This window comes from Buchnera aphidicola (Protaphis terricola) (genome assembly GCF_964059145.1).
Lineage (GTDB): Bacteria > Pseudomonadota > Gammaproteobacteria > Enterobacterales > Enterobacteriaceae > Buchnera > Buchnera aphidicola_BP.
The window spans coordinates 525,117-548,187 of sequence record NZ_OZ060405.1 but is presented as its reverse complement, the minus strand read 5'-3'; the positions used below and the strand labels follow the sequence as shown (position 1 = coordinate 548,187).

The window sequence follows — 23,071 nt, the reverse complement described above, 5'->3', positions numbered from 1 at the left end:
ATTTTTTATCATTCCTTTATATTTTTAAAAAACATTAATTAATAGATTGTATTTATTAAAAAAACCTAAATTTTAATAATTTTAGAACAATGTATATTTTATAATATTTAATTTAATAGTAAATATTATTTTTATTTTAAATAAACAATTTAAATTTTTACGTATTAAGTTTTTTATATATAAAACTTTTATAAAATATACAATAAATAATTTTTATTTAAAAGATTTCATATTAATTCTTAAAATCAGAATAAATAATTTTTTAATACAGAGTATATATGTCTAATTTAGATAATCAATCAGAAATAACTAAAAGACGTACTTTTGCTATTATTTCTCATCCTGACGCAGGTAAAACAACAATTACAGAAAAAATGTTGATTTTAGGTAAAATTCTTCGTTCTTCTGGTACTATAAAAGCTAGAGGAAGTGGAAAATATGCTAAATCAGATTGGATGAAAATTGAACAAGATCGTGGTATTTCGATTACAACGTCTATTATGCAATTTCAGTATAAAAATATTTTAATTAATTTATTAGATACACCTGGTCATGAAGACTTTTCAGAAGATACATATCGTATTCTTACTGCAGTAGATTGTTGTTTATTAGTGATTGATGCCGCTAAAGGAGTGGAAAAAAGAACAAAAAAATTAATGCATGTAAGTCGTATGCATAATACTCCTATTATTACATTTATTAATAAATTAGATCGTAATAGTCTAGATTCAATAGAAATTTTAGATCAAATTGAAAAAGAATTAAAATTAATTTGTATTCCTATTACATGGCCTATTAGTTGTGGAAGTAGTTTTAAAGGGGTATTTCATTTAGATAAAAAAATAATTTATTTATATAATAAAGATATAAAAAATCAATCGAAAAAAATTTTTTTAAATTGTTTTGATAGAAATATATTAAAAAAATATATTGGTTTAGATTTAACTTCTCAAATTTCTGAAGAATTAAAATTAATTTTACATATATATCCAAAATTTAATAAAAAAGAATTTTTAAAAAATATGATAACACCTGTTTTTTTTGGTAGTGCATTACATAATTTTGGTATTGATCATATATTAGAAAGTTTAATAAAATGGGCGCCTTGTCCTGCTTTTCGAAATACTAATAAACGTATAATAAAACCTGAAGAAAAATATTTTACGGGTTTTGTATTTAAAATTCAAGCTAATATGGATTTAAAACATCATGATCGTATTGCTTTTATTAGAATTGTATCTGGTACATATATTAAAGGAATGAAATTAAGACATGTAAGAATAAAAAAAAATATTATTATTTCTGATGCGTTTTATTTTTTAGCAGGAGATAGATTTTCTATAGAAAAAGCATATCCTGGTGATGTAATAGGAATACATAATCATGGAACAATAAAAATTGGAGATTCTTTCACAGAAGGTGAAGAAATTAGTTTTACTGGAATTCCAAGTTTTGCACCAGAAATATTTCGTCAAATTTTTTTAAAAAATCCTTTAAAGCAAAAACAATTAAAAAAAGGATTAACTCAACTTTCAGAAGAAGGAGCAATACAAGTTTTTTATCCTTTTAATAATAATAATTTAATTTTAGGTGCTATAGGAATATTGCAATTTGATGTTGTTATTCAAAGATTAAAAATTGAATATAAAATAGATGCAACATATAAAAAAATTAATATTATGTTTGCTAGATGGGTCAATTCAAATAATAAAAAAAGTATTTCTATATTCTTAGATCAAAATAAATCTAATTTAGCATTAGATAGTTTTAAAAATTTAATATATTTATCTCCTAGTAGAGCAAATTTAAATATTATAATGTCTCGATATACCAATATAAATTTTAATAAGACAAGAGAACAATAATATAAAATATTTTAGTTTATTTTTAGGTATTTATAATGAAACGTATTTTTTTAATGGTGTTAGATTCTCTTGGAATAGGATCTAGTATTGATTCTTATAAATTTAATGATTTAGGATCTGATACATTTGGACATATAGTTGAAAATTGTTTTCTAGGTAAAGCTAATAAAGGACGTAAAGGTGTTTTAAATATCCCTAATTTAATAAAATTAGGAATAATGGAATCATATAAAGCATCTACAGGAAAATATCCATTGGGTTTTCATCAAGTAAAAAATTTATCTAATATTATTGCTAGTTATGGTTTTGCTAGTGAAATTTCTTCAGGCAAAGACACAACTTCTGGACATTGGGAAATAGCAGGTGTCCCAATTTTAGATGATTGGTATTATTTTAAAAAATCAAACAATACATTTCCTAATATTCTTATTAATGAAATAATAAAAATATGTAAATTACCTGGTATTCTTGGAAATTGTCATGCATCTGGTACAGAAATTATTTCTATATTTGGTGAAGATCATATAAAAACAGGTAAGCCAATTTTATATACTTCATCTGATTCTGTTTTTCAAGTAGCATGTCATGAATTAACATTTGGTTTATCTAATTTATATCAATTATGTAATACTATTCGGTATTTATTAGATAAAAATAAATATAAAGTTGCACGTGTTATTGCTCGACCTTTTATTGGAGATAATAAATTTAATTTTCAAAGAACAGGTAATAGAATAGATTTATCGATAAAACCTTCTTCTATTACTGTTATGGAAAAATTAATACATGAAAAAAAAGGAAAAGTAATAGCTATAGGTAAAGTTTCTGATATTTATGCAGGTGTAGGTATTAGTAAAAGTATAAAATCCTATGGTTTAAAGGAATTATGTAAAACAACAATTAATCAAATGAAATTAGCTGACAATAATACTATATTGTTTACTAATTTTGTAGATTTTGATTCTATTTGGGGGCATCGTCGAGATGTTTCTGGATATGCTTGTGGTTTAGAATTTTTTGATACACAATTATTTAATATGATAAATTTAGTTAAAGAAAGAGATTTGTTAATTATTACTGCGGATCATGGATGCGATCCAACATGGTCAGGAACAGATCATACTAGGGAAAATGTTCCTATTCTTATTTATTCTCCTTTAAAAAAAGGAAATTTTTTAGGTCATAGACAAACTTTTTCTGATATAGGGCAAACAATTGCAAAATATTTTTCATTATCTAAAATGAAATATGGTAGACATATGTTATAAAAAAATATTATATTTTTTAAAATAAGGAAAAAATACGTGCCTACTTTTCATATTAGTAGTAAAAAGGGTGATTTTTCAGATACTATTTTAATGCCTGGAGATCCTATTCGAGCAAAATATATTGCGAAAAATTATTTAGATGATTTTAAAAAAATTAATGAAACACGATTAATGTTAGCTTATACAGGATATTATAAAAATAAAAAAATTTCTGTTATGAGTCATGGTATAGGTATACCATCTTCTGCTCTTTATGTAAAAGAATTAATCAGTTATTATAATGTAAAAAAAATTATTCGAATAGGAACTTGTGGCGCTATACGACATGATATAAAATTACGAGATATAGTTATTAGTTTAGGCGCATCTACAGATTCTAAATTTAATAGAATAAGATTTAATTTTCATGATTATGCTGCTATTGCTGATTTTGAAATGACTTATAATGCATTTTTAACAGCAAAAAAAAACAATATTAAAGTTCATATTGGTAACTTTTTTACTACAGATTCATTTTATACTGATGACTCTATGTTAAATATTTTAAATAAATATAATATTATTGGGATAGATATGGAAACGGCTGGGATATATTCCGTTGCTGCTGAATTTAAGGCGAAAGCATTATCTATTTGCACAGTTTCTGATCATATTTTTAAAAAAGAATTTATTTCTTCAAAAGATAGAGAATCTAGTTTTAATGATATGATTACTTTATCTTTGGAAACTGCTTTATTAGTTTAATTTTTTTTGGTGAGAAAGGGATTCGAACCCTTGATACGTTTCCATATACACGCTTTCCAGGCGTGCTCCTTAAGCCTCTCGGACATCTCACCATTATTTTAAATAATATTTAAAAATATTTTCTATTTAATATTAAAATTTAAATAACGTCAAGTGTTAAAAATTGAATCTTAAATATTTGTAATAAAAATCATAAATAATATAAATAATATAGAAAAAAAAATCTTTACTCTGATAGAATATATTTTATCTAATTTATTTAATAAAAATTTTTATATAAAAATTTTTTAAAAAATTTAAAATAAATAAGGAATAAATTTATGAAATTTTAAATTATTATAATTTTATTTTTTTTGAATACTTTACATACGTTAATATAGAATATTATTAAATATTTTTTATCAATTAAGAAATATTATTTAAATTTAATTATTCTATTTTTGGTGCTTATTTCTTGCTAGCTTAAATTGCAAGCATGATTTGTTTTAACAAATTATTTAATAATAAAAATATGGCAGAAAAACGAAATATTTTTTTAATTGGTCCTATGGGCGCTGGAAAAAGTACAATTGGGCGTCAGTTATCTCAACAACTAAATATGGATTTTTTTGATTCTGATCAAGAAATTGAAAAGCGTACTGGTGCTAGTATTAGCTGGGTTTTTGATGTTGAAGGTGAAAATGGTTTTCGAGAAAGAGAACTAAAAGTAATTAATGAAATTACAAAAAAACAAGGTATTGTTCTTGCTACTGGTGGTGGATCAATTAAATATCAAGAAAATAGAAATATACTATCTGCTCGAGGTATTGTTGTATATTTAGAAACAACAATTGAAAAGCAATTGATACGTACAAAAAGAGATAAAAAGCGACCTTTATTACAATCTAATATATCACATCGTACTATATTAGAAAATTTAGCTATTGAAAGAAATCCATTATATGAAAAAATTGCTGATTTTAAAATAAATACTGATAGTCAAAGTGCAAAATCTGTTGCATATAATATAGTTCGTTTATTAGAAAAATTATAGTATTTATTGAAATTATAATATTAGAGTAAAAACATTATGGAACAGTTAAAAGTTGTTTTAGGGAAACGTAGTTACCCTATTAGTATTGGTTCAGATACTATTGAAAAAGAGAATATTTTTTATCCTTTAAATCCAGGAAATCAAGCTATGTTAGTTACAAATAAAACATTAGCTAATCTTTTAAAAGATAAAGTATTTTTTAATTTAAGAAAATCAGGTATTAAAATAGATCAAGTAATTATTTCAGATGGCGAACAATTTAAAACTTTAAATGAAGTAGAAATGATAATTTCTGCATTATTAGAAAAAAAACATTCTCGTGATACTACATTAATTGCGTTAGGTGGTGGTGTAATTGGAGATTTAACTGGTTTTTCAGCATCTATTTATCAAAGAGGAGTTCCTTTTATTCAAATTCCAACTACTCTTTTATCTCAAGTAGATGCTTCTATTGGTGGTAAAACTGGAGTAAATCATGTCTTAGGAAAAAACATGATAGGCACTTTTTGGCAACCATCTTCAGTTATTATAGATATTAATTTTTTAAAAACATTACCTTATAATGAATTAATTTCAGGAATATCTGAAATTATTAAATATGCTATTATTTTTGATGAATCTTTTTTTAATTGGTTAGAAAGCAATATTGAAAAAATTTTAGTCTTAGATAATGATGCTATATGTTTTTGTATAAAAAAATGTTGTGAATTAAAGTCAAAAATAATTTCACTTGATGAACGAGAAAAAAATTTTAGAGCATTATTAAATTTTGGACATACATATGGACATGCAATTGAAGCACATTCTGGTTATGGAAATTGGTTGCATGGTGAAGCAATATCAGTCGGTATGATTATGGCGTCTAGAACATCAGAATTACTCGGTTATTTAAAAAAATCAGAGTATAATAGAATACTTTATTTATTTAAAAAAGTTGGACTACCTATTAAAGGACCTAAAAATATGTCTGCAGTTTCATATTTACCATATATGATGCGAGATAAAAAAGTCATATCAGGAGAAATGAGATTAGTACTTCCTATTTCTATAGGTAAAGCAAAAGTTTTTTCTGGAATAGATAAAAATATTATTTTAAGTGCTATTAAAGATGCTCAATAAGTTTTTAAAATAGATTTTTTTAAAAGATAAAATATTTTATTATAAGTCAATAATATATAAGTTAATATTTATATTATTACAATATTTTTAAATTTATATATTGTAAAAAATATGTAATATTTAAGTTATTTTATATATATTTTTTATATTTTTTTGTTTTAAAGTATTTTTTATGTCAAAAAATTAAATAGGAAATTTTATATGAAAAATTTTTTATTATCTTCTTCAATTTTATCTGCTGATTTTTCACGTTTAGGAGAAGATGTAAAAAAAGTTATTGACGCAGGTAGTGATTGGATACATTTTGATGTAATGGATAATCATTATGTTCCTAATTTAACTATGGGTCCAATGATTTTAAAGTCTCTTCGAGATTATAATATTAATGTACCTATTGATGTTCATTTAATGGCTAAACCTGTTGATGATTTAATTCCTAAATTTGCTAAAGCAGGAGCTGATTTTATTACATTTCATCCAGAATCTAGTAATCATATTGATCGTACGTTAAAATTAATTAAAGATAATGGATGTAAAGCAGGTTTAGCATTTAATCCGTCTACTTCATTAAATTTTTTAGATTATATTATAGATAAATTAGATTTAATTTTATTAATGTCAGTTAATCCAGGTTTTGGAAATCAATCATTTTTATCATCTACATTTAAAAAAATACGTGAAGTTAGAAAATGGATTAAATTGAATTCATTAGATATTTTATTAGAAGTTGATGGAGGTATTAAATTAGAAAATATTTCTGAAATAGCTTCTTACGGAGCAAACGTATTTGTTATTGGTTCTGGGATTTTTGATCATTCAGATTATTATAAAATTATTAAAGATATTCGTCGAAAATTAAAACTTTCTAGCTCTAAATTTCTTTATTAATATTTTATTTGGAATCTTAATTTATGTTTACTAATAATAAACCAATATTATTTAGCGCTGTACAACCTTCTGGTAATTTAACTATTGGTAATTATATTGGAACTATACGTCATTGGCCTAAAATGCAAGATAAATATGAATGTTTATATTGTATTGCAGATTTACATGCTTTAACTACAATAGATAAAAAAAAAATAAAAAAATCTGTACTAGATACCTTAGCATTATATTTAGCATGTGGTGTAGATCCTAATAAAAGTATTATTTTTGTTCAATCGCATGTTTATCAACATAGTCAATTAAATTGGATTTTAAGTTGTTTTAGTTATTTTGGTGAATTGTCTCGTATGAATCAGTTTAAAGTTAAAAAACATCAAAATTATATTCAATATACCAATGTTGGATTATTTAATTATCCTATTTTAATGGCTTCAGATATTTTATTATATCAAACCAGTTTTGTTCCAATAGGAAGTGATCAAAAGCAACATTTAGAATTAACATGTAATATAGCTAAGCGTTTTAACTCTTTATATACAGATATTTTTACTATACCTAAACCTATTATCAATAAAAATGGTTCGAAAATTATGTCTTTATTAGATCCTAAAAAAAAGATGTCTAAATCTGATATTAATAAAAATAATGTTATTTTTTTATTGGATGATATTTCTTCTATTTTTTTTAAAATAAAAAATGCTATTACAGATTCAGATATGCCTCCAAAAATATATTATGATATTTTTAAAAAATCTGGAATTTCAAATTTATTAGAAATTCTTTCTGCTTGTACTAATAAAGATATCAGTACTTTAGAAAAAGAATTAAATGGTGTTTTTTATGGTGAATTTAAGAATATTGTAGCTGATTATATATCTAAATTTTTATTTAAGTTACAAAAATCTTATATTAAATATCGTAATGATGAGAATTTTTTAAAAAAAATTATTACAAATGGGGCATTTGAAGCACGATTAAGATCTGAACAAACTTTAAAAAAAGTATTTTCTGTTATAGGAATTAATTAATTTTATATTTAGATAAATAAACCAGAAAATAGTTACATTCTAGTTTATTTATTATTATCTATTAATTCTTATAAGTAAATATAATTTTTATTTTTCTAGAAAATAGTTATATTTTAAGCCAGTTTATTTTTGTAGCTTTTTATAATCAATAAAGATAGAAAAAATACTATACTATATAATAAATTTGCACACATAAGAGTTTCATATAGTCCTTTTTTTTCTACAATAGGACTCGTTATAATAAATGTTAGTAATGTTCCTATTGTTCCAAAAAATAAAATAATGTTAATTAGTTTTGCAGATGGTTTTTTTGTCTGTAATGAAGCTAATGTTATAATAATTGTATAAATAGCACTAGAAAAAAATCCTAAGCTAATAATGGTATATTTCATTATTAAATAGTTTGAATTATGTATATATACATACATAAGTATAGTAGAAATTCCAGATAAAAAAATAAATATATGTTTTAAATTAAAAAATTTTATTATAAAGCTAAAGAACCACATGCCAATCATATAAGACATCCAAAAATCACTGACTAATCTTCCTGTTTTTTTTATATTAATATGCATATTTTCTGTAGCGTATTGAGGAACCCATGAAATAAAACTTAATTGTCCTAAAATATATAACAATGCACAAATAGATAATAATATTACATTTACATTCCATTTTTTAATTATACTAGTATGATATAATATTTTATTTGATTCTGGAAATTTTAAATTAATTGATAAAATAAAAATAAAAAAATAAATTATATCTATACATAAATATATCCAATACCATATAAATTTATTTTCTAATAAATATGCTGTAATAACAGGAAATATCATTCCAGACATACTAAAAAAAGAATCTGTGATTAAGAGTTTTGATCCTCTTATTGATCCTGAATACAATGCTGTAATAATAAAAGTACCAATTGACATTGTAATTCCACTAACTAATCCTAATATAAAAATATTAATAGAAAATAATAATATATTTTTAGAAAGAATGATTCCTAAAACAGAAATAATTGAAAGTATAAATCCAAATATTAGTTGTTTTTTTAGAGAGATAATATTAATTAACCAGGAATTAAGTAAAATAGATATTAAAATTCCTGCATTTAAGAAAGTAAATATGTTACTTATCCGAGATATAGATAAATTAAAATAATTTGCAATATCTCCCATAATCATTCCTGTAACAACTATTAATGCACCTGTGAAAGCATATGAAAAAAAACTAATCCATGTAAGTCCGATTTGGTTAATATTTTTCACTTTTTTTACCTATTTATTTTAAAATTTTTAAGATGTGAAAATTATTAAATTTTTTTGTAATATATTTTTGATTATAGTTTTGATTGTATTAAGATGTGTAAAATCTAAAATAATTTTTTAAAACTATATATAAAATTTATTTACTTATAATTTTGTAGTAAAATAAGTTTAAATTTAATTAAATATAATGTATATTTTAAATCTATAAATTTAATTTTTTTATTTATTAAAAGATTTAATATTGTTTCAATATATTATAAAAAAATAATTTTAATAATTTTATTTTAATAATATCTTTTCTTTTTTTTCAAGAGAGTAAAAATGTATTATTTTGATAAAAAAATTTAAAACGATTTTTTTAGTAGAAGAGTTTATTTTAAAATAAAAAAAATGTTTTAGTATATAGGTGTTATTTTTAAAAATAAATTATTTTATGATAAATTAAAAATTAGTTAAATTAATTTTTTTATTTTTTAAATTTTTTATTAAGTATAAATATATTTCAATTAACTTATTAATAAAAAGTATATAGTTAAAAAATTTTTATATTTAATTTTAAGATAAAAAATTATATTATTTATTTTAAAAATAAAATACAAAATAAATTGGGGAAATAAATGATTTTTCTTTTATTTAAAAGAATTATATTATTATATTTATTTTTTTTTGTTTCTATCACTTCATATGCAGAAATAAAATCGCCTTTTTATATGAAATCTAATGTATCAAATAAAATAAAATTCAAAAATGATCAAGAAAAAATAGGTTATGCATTAGGTGTTTCTTTAGGTAATTATGTAAATCAATCATTTGAAAAACAGAAAAAATTAGGTATTCAAATAGATAAATATACTCTTTTATCAGGAATTCAAGATGCACTTTTAAATCGTTTAAAATTATCAAATCAAGAAATTATTTCAATTCTTGAAAAATTAGAGAAAAAAATTAAAAGTGCTAGTAGAATTGAAATAAAAAAAAATGAAAAAGAAAATTTAATTCAAGGCCATTTATATATGCAAAATTTTTCTAAAATTAAAGGAGCACATAAAACTAAAAGTGGTTTGATGTATATTATAAAAAATTTAGGATCAGGTGAAAATATTAAAGAAGATTCAAAAATTACTGTTCATTATAAAGGAACTTTAATAAATGGAGTTGAGTTTGACAATTCATATAATCGAGGAAAACCTATAACATTTATATTAAAAGATGTAATCTTAGGTTGGCAAGAAGGATTAAAATATATAAAAAAAGGTGGTAAAATTATATTAGTTATACCTCCTCATTTAGGTTATGGAAAAAATAGATTTAATGGAATTCCAGGAAATTCTACTTTAATTTTTGATATAGAGTTAATTAATGTAAAACATGATTAATAAAAAAATAAATTATACAATTCTAGTAACAGGTTCAGCTTATGGAACACAAAACTCAAGTACAGCTTTTTTATTTTCTAAATCACTAATTACAATGGGTCATATATTAAACAGTGTATTTTTTTATTTTGATGGGGTATTAAATGCTAACTACATTAGTCAATCACCTATTGATGAATTTGATTTAATTAAAGGTTGGAGAAGTTTAAATAAAAAATATAATGTTCAATTATATGTATGTTCTAGTGCTGCTTTAAGAAGAGGTATAGTGGAGGATGATAATACATCTAATATTTTAAAAAAAGGTAATTTATCTCCTTGTTTTCAATTAAGTGGATTATTAGAGCTAGGTAATTCTATTAATCTTTCAGATCGTTTAATACAATTTTAAATTATTTTATGAAAAAAATTGCATTTATTTTTTCTCATGCACCACATGGAACTACTTTTGGTAAAGAAGGATTAGATGCTGTTTTAAGTACTTCTAGTGTATTAAATAAAATTAGTTTATTTTTTATTGGTGATGGTGTTTTTCAATTATTAAAAAATTATAAGACAGAGAAGATTTTATCTCGTAATTATACTAATCTATTTTCTATATTATCTCTATATGAAATAAAAAATTTTTATTGTTGTAAATTATCTTTAGTAGAAAGAGGATTAAATTTAAATACTAAATTTACATTAAAAGTAGATATATTAAATTTTCATTTGTTACGTTTAAAATTAGAAAATTTTGATGTAATTCTTAATTTTTAAGGTATTTTTTTATGTTACATACTTTAATGCAATCACCTTATCGAGCAAATATGCATTTAATTTTAAATATATTAAAAAAAAAAGATGATTTTTTGGCTTTACAGGATGGTGTTTTAATTGCTTTAAATAATAGTTTTTTTTTAGATAAAATTCTTTATACTTCAGCAAATTTATATTTAATAAAAGAAGATGTTTATGCTCGTGGTATTATAAATAATATATCTAGCGATTTTACATTGATTAGTTATATGCATTTTGTTTCGTTAACACTTAAAAATAAAACACAAATGATTTGGTAAATTATACTTAATTCCTTTGATTTATATTCCCAGTCTGAAAATTCTACATTATAATATAATCTCGATTTTTTATCTTTTAATTAATTATTAAATTAATTGTATAGGAATTTATATGTCCACAGTAAATCAATTGGTTCGAAAACCTCGTGTACGTAAAATAATTAAAACTAATGTACCTGCATTATCAAATAGTCCTCAAAAAAGAGGAGTGTGTACAAGAGTTTATACGACTACTCCTAAAAAACCTAATTCTGCATTACGTAAAGTATGCCGTGTTAGATTAACTAATGGATTTGAAGTAACAGCATATATCGGAGGAGAAGGTCATAATTTACAAGAACATTCTGTTATTTTAATACGTGGAGGTAGAGTAAAAGATTTGCCTGGAGTTCGATATCATGTTGTTAGAGGCGCTCTAGATTGCGCAGGTGTGAAGGATAGAAAAAAAAGTCGTTCTAAATATGGTGTAAAAAAAACTAAAGTTTAATTATTTAAATTATTAAGGAGTATAATCTATGCCTCGTCGTCGTGTGATTACTGCTCGAAAAATTTTACCAGATCCAAAATTTTCTTCAGAATTATTAGCTAAATTTATTAATATTTTAATGGTAGATGGTAAAAAATCTATTGCTGAAGTTATTGTTTATACTGCATTGAAAAACTTATCTAAACGTACAGAAAAAAAAGAGTTAGAAGCATTTGAAAATGCTTTAGAAAATGTTCGACCTGCTATAGAAGTTAAATCGCGTCGAGTAGGAGGTTCCACATATCAAGTTCCTGTTGAAGTACGTCCAGTTCGTAGAAATGCATTAGCTATGAGATGGATTGTAAATTCAGCACGAAAAAGATCGGATAAATCCATGTCATTACGCTTATCAAATGAATTATATGATGCAATAGATAATAAAGGAGCTGCAGTTAAAAAAAGAGAGGAAGTGCATCGTATGGCTGAAGCAAATAAAGCATTTGCTCATTATCGTTGGTAATTTTTTAAATTTTTTTAATTGATAATATATTAAATATTTTAATTTTATTTAATAATAACAACTTTCAAAAAACTAAAAGTAAAAATTTATTATGTCTCGTACAACACCTATTTCTCAATATCGAAACATTGGAATTAGTGCACATATAGATGCTGGAAAAACTACTACTACAGAAAGAATTCTTTTTTATACTGGGATTAATCATAAAATTGGAGAAGTACATGATGGAGCAGCAACAATGGACTGGATGGAACAGGAACAGGAAAGGGGTATTACTATTACATCTGCTGCTACTACTACTTTTTGGAGTGGAATGGGAAAACAATTTAAACCTCATAGAATTAACATTATTGATACCCCAGGACATGTGGATTTCACTATAGAAGTAGAACGTTCTATGCGTGTCTTAGATGGTGCTGTAATGGTATATTGTGCTGTTGGAGGTGTTCAACCTCAATCAGAAACTGTTTGGAGACAAGCAAATAAATATAATGTACCTCGTTTAGCTTTCATAAATAAAATGGATCGTATGGGAGCAAATTTTTTAAAAGTTGTTCAACAAATAAAAACACGTTTAGGAGGGAATCCTGTACCATTGCAATTAGCAATTGGTTCTGAGGAATGTTTTAAAGGAGTAATTGATTTAATTAAAATGAAAGCAATTGAGTGGCAAGATTTAGATCAAGGTATAACTTTTACTTATAAAGATATTCCATTAGATATGTTAAAAATATCAAATAAATGGCGCCAAAATTTAATTGAATCCGCTGTTGAATCTAATGAAGATCTTATGGAAAAATATTTAAATGGTATTGAATTGTCTGAACAAGAAATAAAATCGGCATTACGTCAGCGTTCTTTAAATAATGAAATTACACTTATTACTTGTGGATCTGCTTTTAAAAATAAGGGAGTTCAAGCATTATTGGATGCAATAATTGAATATTTACCTGCTCCTAATGATATTCAGGATGTAAAAGGCATTTTAAATAATTATAAAAATACTCCTGCCATTAGATCTTCTAATGATCATGCACCGTTTTCAGCTTTAGCATTTAAAATTGCAAGTGATCCATTTGTAGGAAATTTAACATTTTTTCGAGTTTATTCGGGGATAGTTCAATCAGGAGATACTGTATTTAATTCTATTAAATCTCAACGTGAGAGAATTGGTAGAATCGTTCAGATGCATGCTAATAAAAGGGAAGAAATTAAAGCAGTATATGCAGGTGATATTGCAGCTGCAATTGGTTTAAAGGATGTAACTACCGGGGATACGTTATGTGATTTAAATGAACCTATTATATTAGAACGTATGGAATTTCCAGAGCCAGTAATATCAATTTCTTTAGAACCTAAAACAAAAGCTGATCAAGAAAAAATGAGTTTAGCATTGAGTAGATTAGCTAAAGAAGATCCTTCTTTTAGAGTTCATACTGATCAAGAATCTAATCAAACAATTATTTCTGGTATGGGTGAGTTGCATTTAGAAATTATAGTTGATCGCATGAGACGAGAATTTAGTATTGAAGCAAATATTGGAAAACCTCAGGTTGCATATCGTGAGACTATTTTAAATAAAGTAAGTGATATTGAAGGAAAACATATTAAACAATCTGGAGGGAGAGGACAGTATGGGCATGTTGTTATTGAGTTATTTCCTTTAGAACCAGGAGGTCCTGGGTATTCTTTTATTAATGATATCAAAGGCGGTGTTATACCAAATGAATATATATCTGCAATTGATAAAGGTATTCAAGAACAATTAAGATACGGTCCATTAGCTGGATATCCAGTTGTAGATATAGGTGTTCGTCTTTATTTTGGATCTTATCATGATGTAGATTCTTCAGAATTAGCATTTAAACTTGCTGCTTCTATAGCGTTTAAAAATGGTTTTAAAAAAGCTCGACCTATCTTATTAGAACCTATTATGAAAGTTGAAGTTGAAACTCCAGATGATTATATGGGTGATGTTATCGGTGATTTAAATCGTCGACGAGGTATAATTGAAGGTATGAAAGATTTATCTGTTGGAAAAGTTATTAATGCTTGTGTTCCTTTGTCTGAAATGTTTGGATATGCTACTGATTTACGTTCTCAAACTCAAGGAAGAGCTTCTTATTCTATGGAGTTTTTAAAATATATAGAAGCACCATCTAGTGTATCTAATCTAATTATTGAAAAAAAAAATAAATAATTTTTAAAATATATTTTTTAAATATTTTTTAAACATTTTTAATTATTAAAATATATGGAATAAAATAATGTCTAAAGAAAAATTTCAGCGGTTAAAACCTCATATCAATGTAGGAACTATTGGTCATGTAGACCACGGAAAAACCACATTAACCGCAGCAATTACAACAGTCCTTTCAAAAAAATATGGGGGATCAGCTCGTGCTTTTGATCAAATAGATAATGCTCCTGAAGAAAAAGCAAGAGGTATTACAATTAATACTTCTCATGTAGAATATGATACTGAAACAAGACATTATGCACATGTTGATTGTCCTGGACATGCAGATTATATTAAAAATATGATTACTGGTGCAGCTCAAATGGATGGAGCGATTTTAGTAGTAGCAGCTACTGATGGACCAATGCCTCAAACACGTGAACATATTTTACTTGGTAGACAAGTAGGTGTTCCTTACATTATTGTTTTTTTAAATAAATGTGATATGGTGGATGATGAAGAACTGTTAGAATTAGTAGAAATGGAAGTTCGTGATTTATTAACTCAATATGATTTTCCTGGTGATGAAACCCCAATTATTCGTGGATCCGCATTAAAAGCATTGGAAGGAGATCCTATATGGGAATCTAAAATATTAGATTTATCTAATTTTTTAGATAGTTATATTCCTGAACCAAAAAGAGCAATTGATCAACCATTTTTATTACCTATAGAAGATGTTTTTTCTATTTCAGGAAGAGGAACAGTAGTTACTGGTAGAGTTGAAAAAGGAATTGTTAAAGTTGGTGAAGAAGTTGAAATTGTTGGGATTAAGAAAACAACTAAAACTACTTGTACTGGTGTAGAAATGTTTAGAAAATTATTAGATGAAGGTCGAGCTGGTGAAAATGTAGGTGTTTTACTTCGTGGTACTAAACGTGATGAAATTGAAAGAGGTCAAGTTTTAGCAAAACCAGGTAGTATTCATCCACATACTACTTTTGAGTCTGAAGTATATGTTTTATCTAAAGAAGAAGGTGGTAGACATACTCCATTTTTTAAAGGATATCGTCCTCAATTTTATTTTAGAACTACTGATGTTACAGGTTCTATTGAATTACCTAAAGATGTAGAAATGGTTATGCCAGGAGACAATATAAAAATGAAAGTTACTTTAATTCATCCTATTGCTATGGCAGATGGATTACGATTTGCTATACGTGAAGGTGGTCGTACTGTTGGAGCAGGTGTAGTATCTAAAGTGTTAGTTTAATTTTTTATCATTTTATAATTTATACTACACTAAGTTGAATTTATTAAGAAAAGAGTATACAATGCTCTTTTCTTGGTAATATTAATTATATACTTTAGGTTGATTTATTTTAGTAAAAAAAATTTTATAAAATTAAAAAAATGATCTTAAAATACTCCTAATATAGGAGTTATATAAATTTTTCATAAATTGCATCTAATCTCTAATTAGAGAGAAGATAAATTTTTTATTTTTTAATAAAATTGGAGTTCTGGTATAATGCAGAACCAAAGAATTCGTATTCGTTTAAAAGCATTTGATCATAGATTAATTGATCAATCTACTACAGAAATTGTTGAAACAGCTAAAAGAACTGGCGCACAAGTACGTGGTCCTATTCCACTTCCTACTCGTAAAGAACGGTTTACTATTTTAATCTCTCCACATGTTAATAAAGATGCACGTGATCAATATGAAATTCGCACGCATAAGCGTTTGATTGATATAGTAGAACCAACTGAAAAAACTGTTGATGCATTAATGCGATTAGATCTTGCTGCTGGTGTCGATGTTCAAATTAGCTTAGGTTAATTACATAGATATATATGATAAGGTTTTTAAACATGATGGGTTTAATTGGTAAAAAACTTGGTATGACTCGTATTTTTACTAAGGAAGGAAGTTCAATTCCTATTACTATAATTGAATTTAAAGAGAATAGAATTACACAAATAAAAAATATACAAACTGATGGATATTATGCTATTCAAATTACAACAGGTATAAAAAAATTAAATAAACTTAAAAAACCACAAGCTGGTCATTTTTTAAAAGCAGGTGTAGTACCTGGTTATGGTTTATGGGAATTTAAAATAGATAAAAATAAAAATTTTCAATTAGGTCAAAATATTGAAATTAATATTTTTAATAATATTAAGAAAGTAGATATTACAGGTATTTCTAAAGGAAAGGGTTTTTCTGGTACTGTTAAACGTTGGAATTTTCGTACTCAAGATGCTACGCATGGGAACTCTTTATCTCATAGAGCTCCAGGATCTATTGGTCAAAATCAAACTCCTGGTAGAGTTTTTAAAGGTAAAAAAATGGCAGGTCAATTAGGAAATAAACGTATTACAATTCAAAATTTAAATATCATGCGTATTGATAATAAGCGTAATTTACTTTTAGTTAAAGGTTCAGTTCCAGGATCTAGAGGTAGTAATTTGATTGTTAAACCAGCTATTAAGATTTGAGAAATAAGGAATTAAGCATGGAACTAGTAGTCAAAGACGTGCAAAACTCTCTTAGTGTTTCTGAAATCATTTTTTCTCGAGATTTTAATGAAGCTCTAATACATCAAGTGGTTGTTGCTTATTCAGCATCCGCTCGTCAAGGTACAAAAGCACAAAAAAGTCGTGCTGATGTTTCTGGTTCAGGTAGAAAACCATGGCGTCAAAAAGGAACAGGACGTGCTCGAGCAGGTTCTTTTAGAAGTCCAATTTGGCGATCTGGAGGAGTAACATTTGCTGAGAAACCTAAAAAATATTCTCAAAAAGTTAATAAAAAAATGTATCGAGGTGCTTTAAAAAGTATTTTTTCTGAATTAATAAGACAAAAAAGATTAATTATTTTTAAAGATTTTTCATTAAGTGCACCTAAAACTAAGTTATTAGTAGAAAAGTTGAAAGAAATAAATATAAATAATGTTTTTATTATTACTGAAAAATTAGATAATAATTTGTTTCTTGCTTCTAGAAATTTACATTTAGTTGATGTAAAAGATGTTTCTTCCATAGATCCAGTTAGTTTAATTGCTTTTGAAAATGTTCTAATTACTGTTGTTGCTTTAAAAAAAATTGAGGAAATACTTTCATGATTTCTGAAGAGCGTGTTTTCAAAATATTACTTGCTCCACATATTTCTGAAAAGTCTTCTATATTAACAGAAAAATTTAACACTGTTATCATAAAGGTTTTAAAGAATTCTACTAAAGGTGAAATTAAATATGCAATGCAAAAATTATTTAATATAGAAGTAGAAAGTATTAAAACAATATATGTAAAAGGCAAAAAGAAACGTCATTCTAATCGTATTATTTTTAAAAATGATTGGAAAAAAGCTTATATTAAAGTAAAAAAAGGTCAAAGTTTAGATTTCATAGGTAGTGTAGAGTAAGTAGTTAGAGGAAATAATAATGGCAATTATAAAATGTAAGCCAACATCTCCTGGTCGACGTCATGTTATTAAAGTTGTCAATAAGACGTTGTACAAGGGCAAACCAAACTCTTCTCTTATTATGAAAAAAAGTAAAACTGGTGGACGGAATAATAACGGAAGAATTACTACTCGTCATATTGGAGGAGGTCATAAAAGAGCATATCGTATTATAGATTTTAAGAGAAATAAAGATAATATAGATGCAGTTGTAGAGAGATTTGAATACGATCCTAATCGTTCTTCTCATATTGCTTTAATATTATACAAAGATGGTAAAAGAAGCTATATTTTAGCACCTAAAGGCTTAAAGGTCGGGGATACTATAAAATCAGGACTGCATGTTCCTATTCAAATAGGAAACACTTTGCCAATTAAAAATATTCCTGTTGGTTCATTTATTCACAATGTAGAAATAAAACCAGGTAAAGGAGGTCAAATTGCTCGTTCAGCAGGTAACTATGTACAATTAGTTGCATGTGATAAAAATTATGCAACTTTAAGATTAAGATCTGGTGAAATGAGAAGAACTGAATCTAATTGTCGTGGGACAATTGGAGAGGTAGGTAATTCTGAGCATATGTTAAAAGTTTTAGGAAAAGCTGGTGCTTCTCGTTGGATTGGAATTCGTCCTACTGTTCGAGGTACAGCTATGAATCCAGTTGACCATCCTCATGGTGGTGGTGAGGGTAGGAATTTTGGTAAACATCCAGTAACTCCCTGGGGTATTCAAACTAAAGGTAAAAAGACTCGAAAAAATAAACGTACTGAAAAATTTATTTTACGTCATCGTCATAAATAACTTTATAGGTGTATTTTATGCCACGTTCTTTAAAAAAAGGTCCTTTTATTGATCTTAGTTTATTTAAAAAAGTAGAGAAAGCAGTTAAATTAAATGATAAAAAACCTCTAAAAACTTGGTCTAGACGTTCAACAATTTTTCCAAATATGGTTGGTTTAACAATATCTGTACATAATGGACGCCAGCATATTCCAATTTTTATTACTGAAGAAATGGTTGGGCATAAACTAGGCGAATTTTCTTTAACACGTACTTATAGAGGACATACTGCAGATAAAAAAGTGAAAAAACGTTAGAAAATAAGAGGCATTCATGGAAATTTTAGCTCGATATCGAAAAGCCCGTTCTTCTGCTCAAAAAGTTCGTTTAATAGCAAATTTAATTCGTGGTAAAAAAGTATCAAAAGCATTAAATATATTAAAATTTAATAACAAAAAAGCATCAATTTTAGTTAAAAAAGTATTAGAATCAGCTATGGCAAATGCAGAACATAACAATGGTATTGATATAGATCAATTAAAAATAAAAAAAATATTTATTGACGAAGGATCAACAATGAAAAGAATGATGCCACGTGCTAAAGGAAGAGCAGATCGTATTCTAAAACGTACTAGTCATATTACTATCATTGTTTCTGATTGTTAATATTTTGGAGAATAAATAATGGGTCAAAAAGTCCATCCCAATGGTATGCGATTAGGAATAATAAAAAAATGGAATTCTGTATGGTTTTCAAATACTAAAGAATTTGCAGATAATTTAGATAGCGATTATAGAGTTCGTAAGTTTTTAATGAAAGAATTAATAAAAGCTTCAGTATCACGTATTACTATTGAAAGACCTGCAAAAAGTATTCGAGTTACTATTTATACAGCTAGACCAGGTATTGTTATAGGAAAAAAAGGAGAAGATGTAGAAAAATTAAGGATGATTATTTCTAAAATAACTGGTGTTCCAGCTCAAATTAATATTTCTGAAATTCGAAGACCAGAATTAGATGCAAAACTTGTCTCAGAAAGCATTACTTCTCAATTAGAACGAAGAGTAATGTTCAGAAGAGCTATGAAAAGATCTGTTCAAAATGCTATGAGACAAGGTGCTAAAGGTATTAAAATCGAAGTAAGTGGTAGATTAGGTGGTGCAGAAATTGCTCGTAGAGAATGGTATAGAGAAGGTAGAGTACCATTGCATACGCTTCGTGCAAATATTGATTATAGTGTTTCAGAAGCTCATACAACTTATGGTGTAATAGGAGTTAAAGTTTGGATTTTTAAAGGTGAAATATTAGGTGGGATGCCAGCTATTGAACAATTAGAAAAAAAATCTTCTATTCAACCAAAGAAGCAGCATCGCAAAAATCGAAAATAGGAGAATTTTCTTATGTTGCAACCAAAACGCACTAAATTTCGAAAAATGCATAAAGGTCGAAATCGTGGGCTCGCAATTGGTAGTAATATTAATTTTGGTATTTTTGGTTTAAAAGCAGTGGATCGAGGACGTTTAACAGCAAGACAAATTGAATCTGCACGTAGAACTATAACACGTTATATAAAAAGACAAGGAAAAGTTTGGATACGTATTTTTCCTGATAAACCCATTACACAAAAACCATTAGAAGTTAGAATGGGAAAAGGAAAAGGTAATGTTGAATATTGGGTCGCTCTAGTTCAACCAGGTAAAGTTCTCTATGAATTAGATGGTATATCTGAAGAGGAATGTCGTATTGCATTTAAATTAGCTTCAGCAAAATTACCTATAAGAACTACTTTTGTAACTAAAATGGTGATGTAATGAAGGTATTATTAAAACTTCGTGAAAAGAATTCAAATGATTTACATATAGAACTTATACAATTATTACGAGAACAATTTAATTTGCGTATGCAATCTGCTTCTGGGAAATTAAAGCAATCGCATTTATTACGACAAGTAAGACGTAATATCGCACAAGTAAAAACAATTTTATCTGAAAAAGGTCGCTTTAAATAATGGAAAAAATTCGTATTTTGCAAGGTCGTGTAATTAGCAATAAAATGCAAAAATCAGCTATTGTTTTAATTGAACGTTTTGTTAAACATAAAATTTATAAAAAATTTATTAAAAAAACAACAAAGTTAAACATTCATGATAAAAATAATGAATGTTCTGTAGGTGATTTAATAGATATTAAAGAATCTAAACCTATTTCTAAAACTAAATCCTGGATTTTATTTCGTATTGTTAAAAAGAATATTTTTTAAAACATGTTAAAACATGATCAAACTTATGTCTGTTCATGTTTTTAATTATTAAAATTATTAATTTTATTTATTTTTTTAGTTAATATTAAAGTTAATATTTAAATATATTTTTTATTTGGAATTTTATAAATATGATTCAAGAACAAACAATTTTAAATGTAGCTGATAATTCTGGTGCACGTTCAGCTATGTGTATAAAAGTATTAGGCGGATCGAGAATTCGTTATGCTAAAATCGGTGATATAATTAAAATTACAGTAAAGGAAGCAATACCTAGAGGAAAGGTAAAAAAAGGAGAAGTATTAAAAGCTGTAATTGTTAGAACTAAAAAAGGAGTAAGAAGATCAGACGGTTCTGTTATTCGATTTGATAATAACTCTTGTGTTATTTTAAATAATAATGAACAACCTATTGGAACACGTATTTTTGGACCTGTAACTCGAGAATTAAGAAATGATAAATTTATGAAAATTATTTCATTAGCGCCTGAAGTATTATGATATTTAGATAAATTAATGATAATACAAGGAATACATATAATGACATTAAAATTTCGTCAAAATGATCAAGTAGTTATTTTAACAGGAAAAGAAAAAGGAAAAAAAGGTATTATTAAAAACTTTGTCTCTCATGATAAAGTGATTATTGAAGGTTTAAATTTAGTGAAAAAACATCAAAAACCTATCCCTTCTCAAAATAAAAGTGGTGGTATTCTAAAAAAAGAAGCTCCTATACATATTTCAAATATTGCTATTTTAAATCCTGAATCTAAAAAATTAGATCGTATTGGTTTTAAATTTGAAAAAGGTAAAAAAGTTCGTTTTTTTAAATCAAATGGAAAAACGGTTTAGATATAGTTAATAGATTTTGGAGTAATTAATGACTGCATTATATAGTTATTATCAAAAAGAAATAGTTAAAAAACTCATGCTTAAATTAAATTATAATTCTGTTATGCAAGTTCCTAGAATTGATAAAATTACTTTAAATATGGGTGTTGGTTCAGCTTCTTCAGATAAAAAAGTTTTAGAAAATGCTGTATTAGATTTAACTTTGATATCTGGGCAAAAACCAATTATTACTAAAGCAAGAAAATCTGTGGCTGGATTTAAAATTAGAAAAGGTTATCCGATTGGTTGCAAGGTAACTTTACGTGGTAAAAGAAAATGGGATTTTTTTGAACGTTTAATTTTTATTTCAATTCCTCGTATTCGAGATTTTAGAGGTTTATCAATTAATTCTTTTGATGGTCAAGGAAATTATAGTTTAGGTATACGTGAACAAATTATTTTCCCTGAAATTGATTATGATAAAATCGATCGTATTCGTGGTTTAGATATTACTATTACCACTACTGCTAAATCTAATGAAGAAGGTTATTTGTTATTATCTTCGTTTAATTTTCCTTTTCGAAAATAGTATAAATAAGGTTATTTAATGGCTAAACAATCTATGAAAGCACGTGAATTAAAACGTATAAAATTATCTAATAAATTTTATGCTCAACGTAAAGCATTAAAAAATATTATAAAAAATATTAATTTATCCGAAGAAGAACGTTGGAATGCTGTACTGAAATTACAGCGATTCCCTCGTGATTCAAGCCCATCTCGACAAAGAAATAGATGTCGTCAAACAGGTCGTCCATATGCTTTTTTACGAAAATTTGGTCTTAGTCGTATTAAAGTTAGAGAAGCTGCAATGAAAGGTGAAATTCCTGGTTTAAAAAAAGCTAGTTGGTAAAAA

General features: G+C 25.8%; 31 protein-coding genes and 1 tRNA gene. 30 read left to right on the top strand and 2 right to left on the bottom strand.

What is annotated here, in order from left to right; genetic code table 11:
* The first annotated feature begins 278 nt into the window (after positions 1–278).
* The 3 genes from AB4W67_RS02670 to deoD are packed head-to-tail and all read left to right on the top strand — an operon-like array spanning position 279 to position 3,877.
* On the top strand, positions 279–1,865 hold the full coding sequence (locus AB4W67_RS02670; protein ID WP_367682489.1) for a peptide chain release factor 3: 1,587 nt from the start codon (positions 279–281) through the stop codon (positions 1,863–1,865).
* A gap of 35 nt (positions 1,866–1,900) precedes the next feature.
* A complete protein-coding gene (locus AB4W67_RS02665; protein WP_367682488.1) occupies positions 1,901–3,133 on the top strand; it encodes a phosphopentomutase in 1,233 nt (410 codons plus the stop codon).
* Positions 3,134–3,169: 36 nt separating this feature from the next.
* Positions 3,170–3,877: a purine-nucleoside phosphorylase gene (gene deoD / locus AB4W67_RS02660; protein ID WP_367682487.1), complete on the top strand. Its 708-nt coding sequence runs from the start codon at positions 3,170–3,172 to the stop codon at positions 3,875–3,877.
* A 7-nt stretch (positions 3,878–3,884) separates the two neighbouring features.
* Here deoD and AB4W67_RS02655 read toward each other — a convergent pair.
* Positions 3,885–3,969 (bottom strand) — tRNA-Ser (locus AB4W67_RS02655).
* Positions 3,970–4,388: 419 nt separating this feature from the next.
* Here AB4W67_RS02655 and aroK point away from each other — a divergent pair.
* The 4 genes from aroK to trpS all read left to right on the top strand — a co-directional run bounded on the left by aroK (position 4,389) and on the right by trpS (position 7,945).
* Positions 4,389–4,910 (top strand): shikimate kinase AroK, encoded by a 522-nt coding sequence (aroK, locus tag AB4W67_RS02650; protein ID WP_367682486.1) that lies wholly within the window; start codon positions 4,389–4,391, stop codon positions 4,908–4,910.
* 36 nt (positions 4,911–4,946) lie between these two features.
* Positions 4,947–6,029: a 3-dehydroquinate synthase gene (aroB, locus tag AB4W67_RS02645; RefSeq protein ID WP_367682485.1), complete on the top strand. Its 1,083-nt coding sequence runs from the start codon at positions 4,947–4,949 to the stop codon at positions 6,027–6,029.
* Between the two features lie 201 nt (positions 6,030–6,230).
* A complete protein-coding gene (rpe, locus tag AB4W67_RS02640; protein WP_367682484.1) occupies positions 6,231–6,917 on the top strand; it encodes a ribulose-phosphate 3-epimerase in 687 nt (228 codons plus the stop codon).
* A gap of 23 nt (positions 6,918–6,940) precedes the next feature.
* The gene (trpS, locus tag AB4W67_RS02635) at positions 6,941–7,945 is read left to right on the top strand and encodes a tryptophan--tRNA ligase (protein WP_367682483.1); all 1,005 of its coding nucleotides are present in this window, start codon (positions 6,941–6,943) and stop codon (positions 7,943–7,945) included.
* 113 nt (positions 7,946–8,058) lie between these two features.
* Here trpS and tsgA read toward each other — a convergent pair whose 3' ends face one another.
* On the bottom strand, positions 8,059–9,219 hold the full coding sequence (gene tsgA, locus AB4W67_RS02630) for an MFS transporter TsgA (protein ID WP_367682482.1): 1,161 nt from the start codon (positions 9,217–9,219) through the stop codon (positions 8,059–8,061).
* Positions 9,220–9,836: 617 nt separating this feature from the next.
* Here tsgA and fkpA point away from each other — a divergent pair.
* The 23 genes from fkpA (at position 9,837) to rpsN (ending at position 23,068) form a co-directional block, all read left to right on the top strand.
* Positions 9,837–10,595: an FKBP-type peptidyl-prolyl cis-trans isomerase gene (gene fkpA, locus AB4W67_RS02625; protein WP_367682481.1), complete on the top strand. Its 759-nt coding sequence runs from the start codon at positions 9,837–9,839 to the stop codon at positions 10,593–10,595.
* A gap of 7 nt (positions 10,596–10,602) precedes the next feature.
* Positions 10,603–10,986 (top strand): sulfurtransferase complex subunit TusD, encoded by a 384-nt coding sequence (gene tusD / locus AB4W67_RS02620; protein WP_367682808.1) that lies wholly within the window; start codon positions 10,603–10,605, stop codon positions 10,984–10,986.
* 8 nt (positions 10,987–10,994) lie between these two features.
* A complete protein-coding gene (gene tusC / locus AB4W67_RS02615; protein WP_367682480.1) occupies positions 10,995–11,354 on the top strand; it encodes a sulfurtransferase complex subunit TusC in 360 nt (119 codons plus the stop codon).
* 11 nt (positions 11,355–11,365) lie between these two features.
* Positions 11,366–11,653, top strand: a complete 288-nt coding sequence (gene tusB, locus AB4W67_RS02610; protein ID WP_367682479.1) for a sulfurtransferase complex subunit TusB — start codon at positions 11,366–11,368, stop codon at positions 11,651–11,653.
* 112 nt (positions 11,654–11,765) lie between these two features.
* On the top strand, positions 11,766–12,140 hold the full coding sequence (rpsL, locus tag AB4W67_RS02605) for a 30S ribosomal protein S12 (RefSeq protein ID WP_367682478.1): 375 nt from the start codon (positions 11,766–11,768) through the stop codon (positions 12,138–12,140).
* Positions 12,141–12,168: 28 nt separating this feature from the next.
* A complete protein-coding gene (gene rpsG / locus AB4W67_RS02600) occupies positions 12,169–12,639 on the top strand; it encodes a 30S ribosomal protein S7 (RefSeq protein WP_367682477.1) in 471 nt (156 codons plus the stop codon).
* Positions 12,640–12,730: 91 nt separating this feature from the next.
* On the top strand, positions 12,731–14,839 hold the full coding sequence (gene fusA, locus AB4W67_RS02595; RefSeq protein ID WP_367682476.1) for an elongation factor G: 2,109 nt from the start codon (positions 12,731–12,733) through the stop codon (positions 14,837–14,839).
* A 67-nt stretch (positions 14,840–14,906) separates the two neighbouring features.
* The gene (gene tuf, locus AB4W67_RS02590; protein ID WP_367682475.1) at positions 14,907–16,091 is read left to right on the top strand and encodes an elongation factor Tu; all 1,185 of its coding nucleotides are present in this window, start codon (positions 14,907–14,909) and stop codon (positions 16,089–16,091) included.
* Positions 16,092–16,349: 258 nt separating this feature from the next.
* Positions 16,350–16,661, top strand: a complete 312-nt coding sequence (rpsJ, locus tag AB4W67_RS02585; RefSeq protein WP_053940444.1) for a 30S ribosomal protein S10 — start codon at positions 16,350–16,352, stop codon at positions 16,659–16,661.
* 32 nt (positions 16,662–16,693) lie between these two features.
* A complete protein-coding gene (gene rplC / locus AB4W67_RS02580) occupies positions 16,694–17,323 on the top strand; it encodes a 50S ribosomal protein L3 (RefSeq protein WP_367682807.1) in 630 nt (209 codons plus the stop codon).
* A 17-nt stretch (positions 17,324–17,340) separates the two neighbouring features.
* Complete coding sequence (rplD, locus tag AB4W67_RS02575) at positions 17,341–17,946, top strand: 50S ribosomal protein L4 (RefSeq protein ID WP_367682474.1); 606 nt, start codon at positions 17,341–17,343, stop codon at positions 17,944–17,946.
* A complete protein-coding gene (gene rplW / locus AB4W67_RS02570; RefSeq protein ID WP_367682473.1) occupies positions 17,943–18,245 on the top strand; it encodes a 50S ribosomal protein L23 in 303 nt (100 codons plus the stop codon). The genes rplD and rplW overlap by 4 nt, the downstream gene beginning before the upstream one ends.
* A gap of 19 nt (positions 18,246–18,264) precedes the next feature.
* Complete coding sequence (gene rplB, locus AB4W67_RS02565) at positions 18,265–19,086, top strand: 50S ribosomal protein L2 (protein WP_367682472.1); 822 nt, start codon at positions 18,265–18,267, stop codon at positions 19,084–19,086.
* 17 nt (positions 19,087–19,103) lie between these two features.
* Positions 19,104–19,382: a 30S ribosomal protein S19 gene (rpsS, locus tag AB4W67_RS02560; RefSeq protein WP_367682471.1), complete on the top strand. Its 279-nt coding sequence runs from the start codon at positions 19,104–19,106 to the stop codon at positions 19,380–19,382.
* A 16-nt stretch (positions 19,383–19,398) separates the two neighbouring features.
* Positions 19,399–19,731, top strand: coding sequence for a 50S ribosomal protein L22 (rplV, locus tag AB4W67_RS02555; protein WP_367682470.1), 333 nt, complete (start codon positions 19,399–19,401; stop codon positions 19,729–19,731).
* Between the two features lie 18 nt (positions 19,732–19,749).
* A complete protein-coding gene (gene rpsC, locus AB4W67_RS02550) occupies positions 19,750–20,454 on the top strand; it encodes a 30S ribosomal protein S3 (protein ID WP_367682469.1) in 705 nt (234 codons plus the stop codon).
* A 12-nt stretch (positions 20,455–20,466) separates the two neighbouring features.
* Complete coding sequence (gene rplP, locus AB4W67_RS02545) at positions 20,467–20,877, top strand: 50S ribosomal protein L16 (RefSeq protein WP_367682468.1); 411 nt, start codon at positions 20,467–20,469, stop codon at positions 20,875–20,877.
* A complete protein-coding gene (gene rpmC / locus AB4W67_RS02540; RefSeq protein ID WP_367682467.1) occupies positions 20,877–21,074 on the top strand; it encodes a 50S ribosomal protein L29 in 198 nt (65 codons plus the stop codon). Before rplP ends, rpmC begins: the two co-directional genes overlap by 1 nt.
* On the top strand, positions 21,074–21,325 hold the full coding sequence (rpsQ, locus tag AB4W67_RS02535; RefSeq protein WP_367682466.1) for a 30S ribosomal protein S17: 252 nt from the start codon (positions 21,074–21,076) through the stop codon (positions 21,323–21,325). Before rpmC ends, rpsQ begins: the two co-directional genes overlap by 1 nt.
* A 131-nt stretch (positions 21,326–21,456) precedes the next feature.
* Positions 21,457–21,825 carry a 50S ribosomal protein L14 gene (gene rplN, locus AB4W67_RS02530; RefSeq protein WP_367682465.1) on the top strand — a complete coding sequence of 123 codons (369 nt, stop codon included), beginning with the start codon at positions 21,457–21,459 and terminating at the stop codon, positions 21,823–21,825.
* 39 nt (positions 21,826–21,864) lie between these two features.
* Positions 21,865–22,176, top strand: coding sequence for a 50S ribosomal protein L24 (gene rplX / locus AB4W67_RS02525; protein ID WP_367682464.1), 312 nt, complete (start codon positions 21,865–21,867; stop codon positions 22,174–22,176).
* A gap of 28 nt (positions 22,177–22,204) precedes the next feature.
* Positions 22,205–22,744, top strand: a complete 540-nt coding sequence (rplE, locus tag AB4W67_RS02520) for a 50S ribosomal protein L5 (protein ID WP_367682463.1) — start codon at positions 22,205–22,207, stop codon at positions 22,742–22,744.
* Positions 22,745–22,762: 18 nt separating this feature from the next.
* The gene (gene rpsN, locus AB4W67_RS02515; RefSeq protein ID WP_367682462.1) at positions 22,763–23,068 is read left to right on the top strand and encodes a 30S ribosomal protein S14; all 306 of its coding nucleotides are present in this window, start codon (positions 22,763–22,765) and stop codon (positions 23,066–23,068) included.
* Positions 23,069–23,071 lie beyond the last annotated feature (3 nt).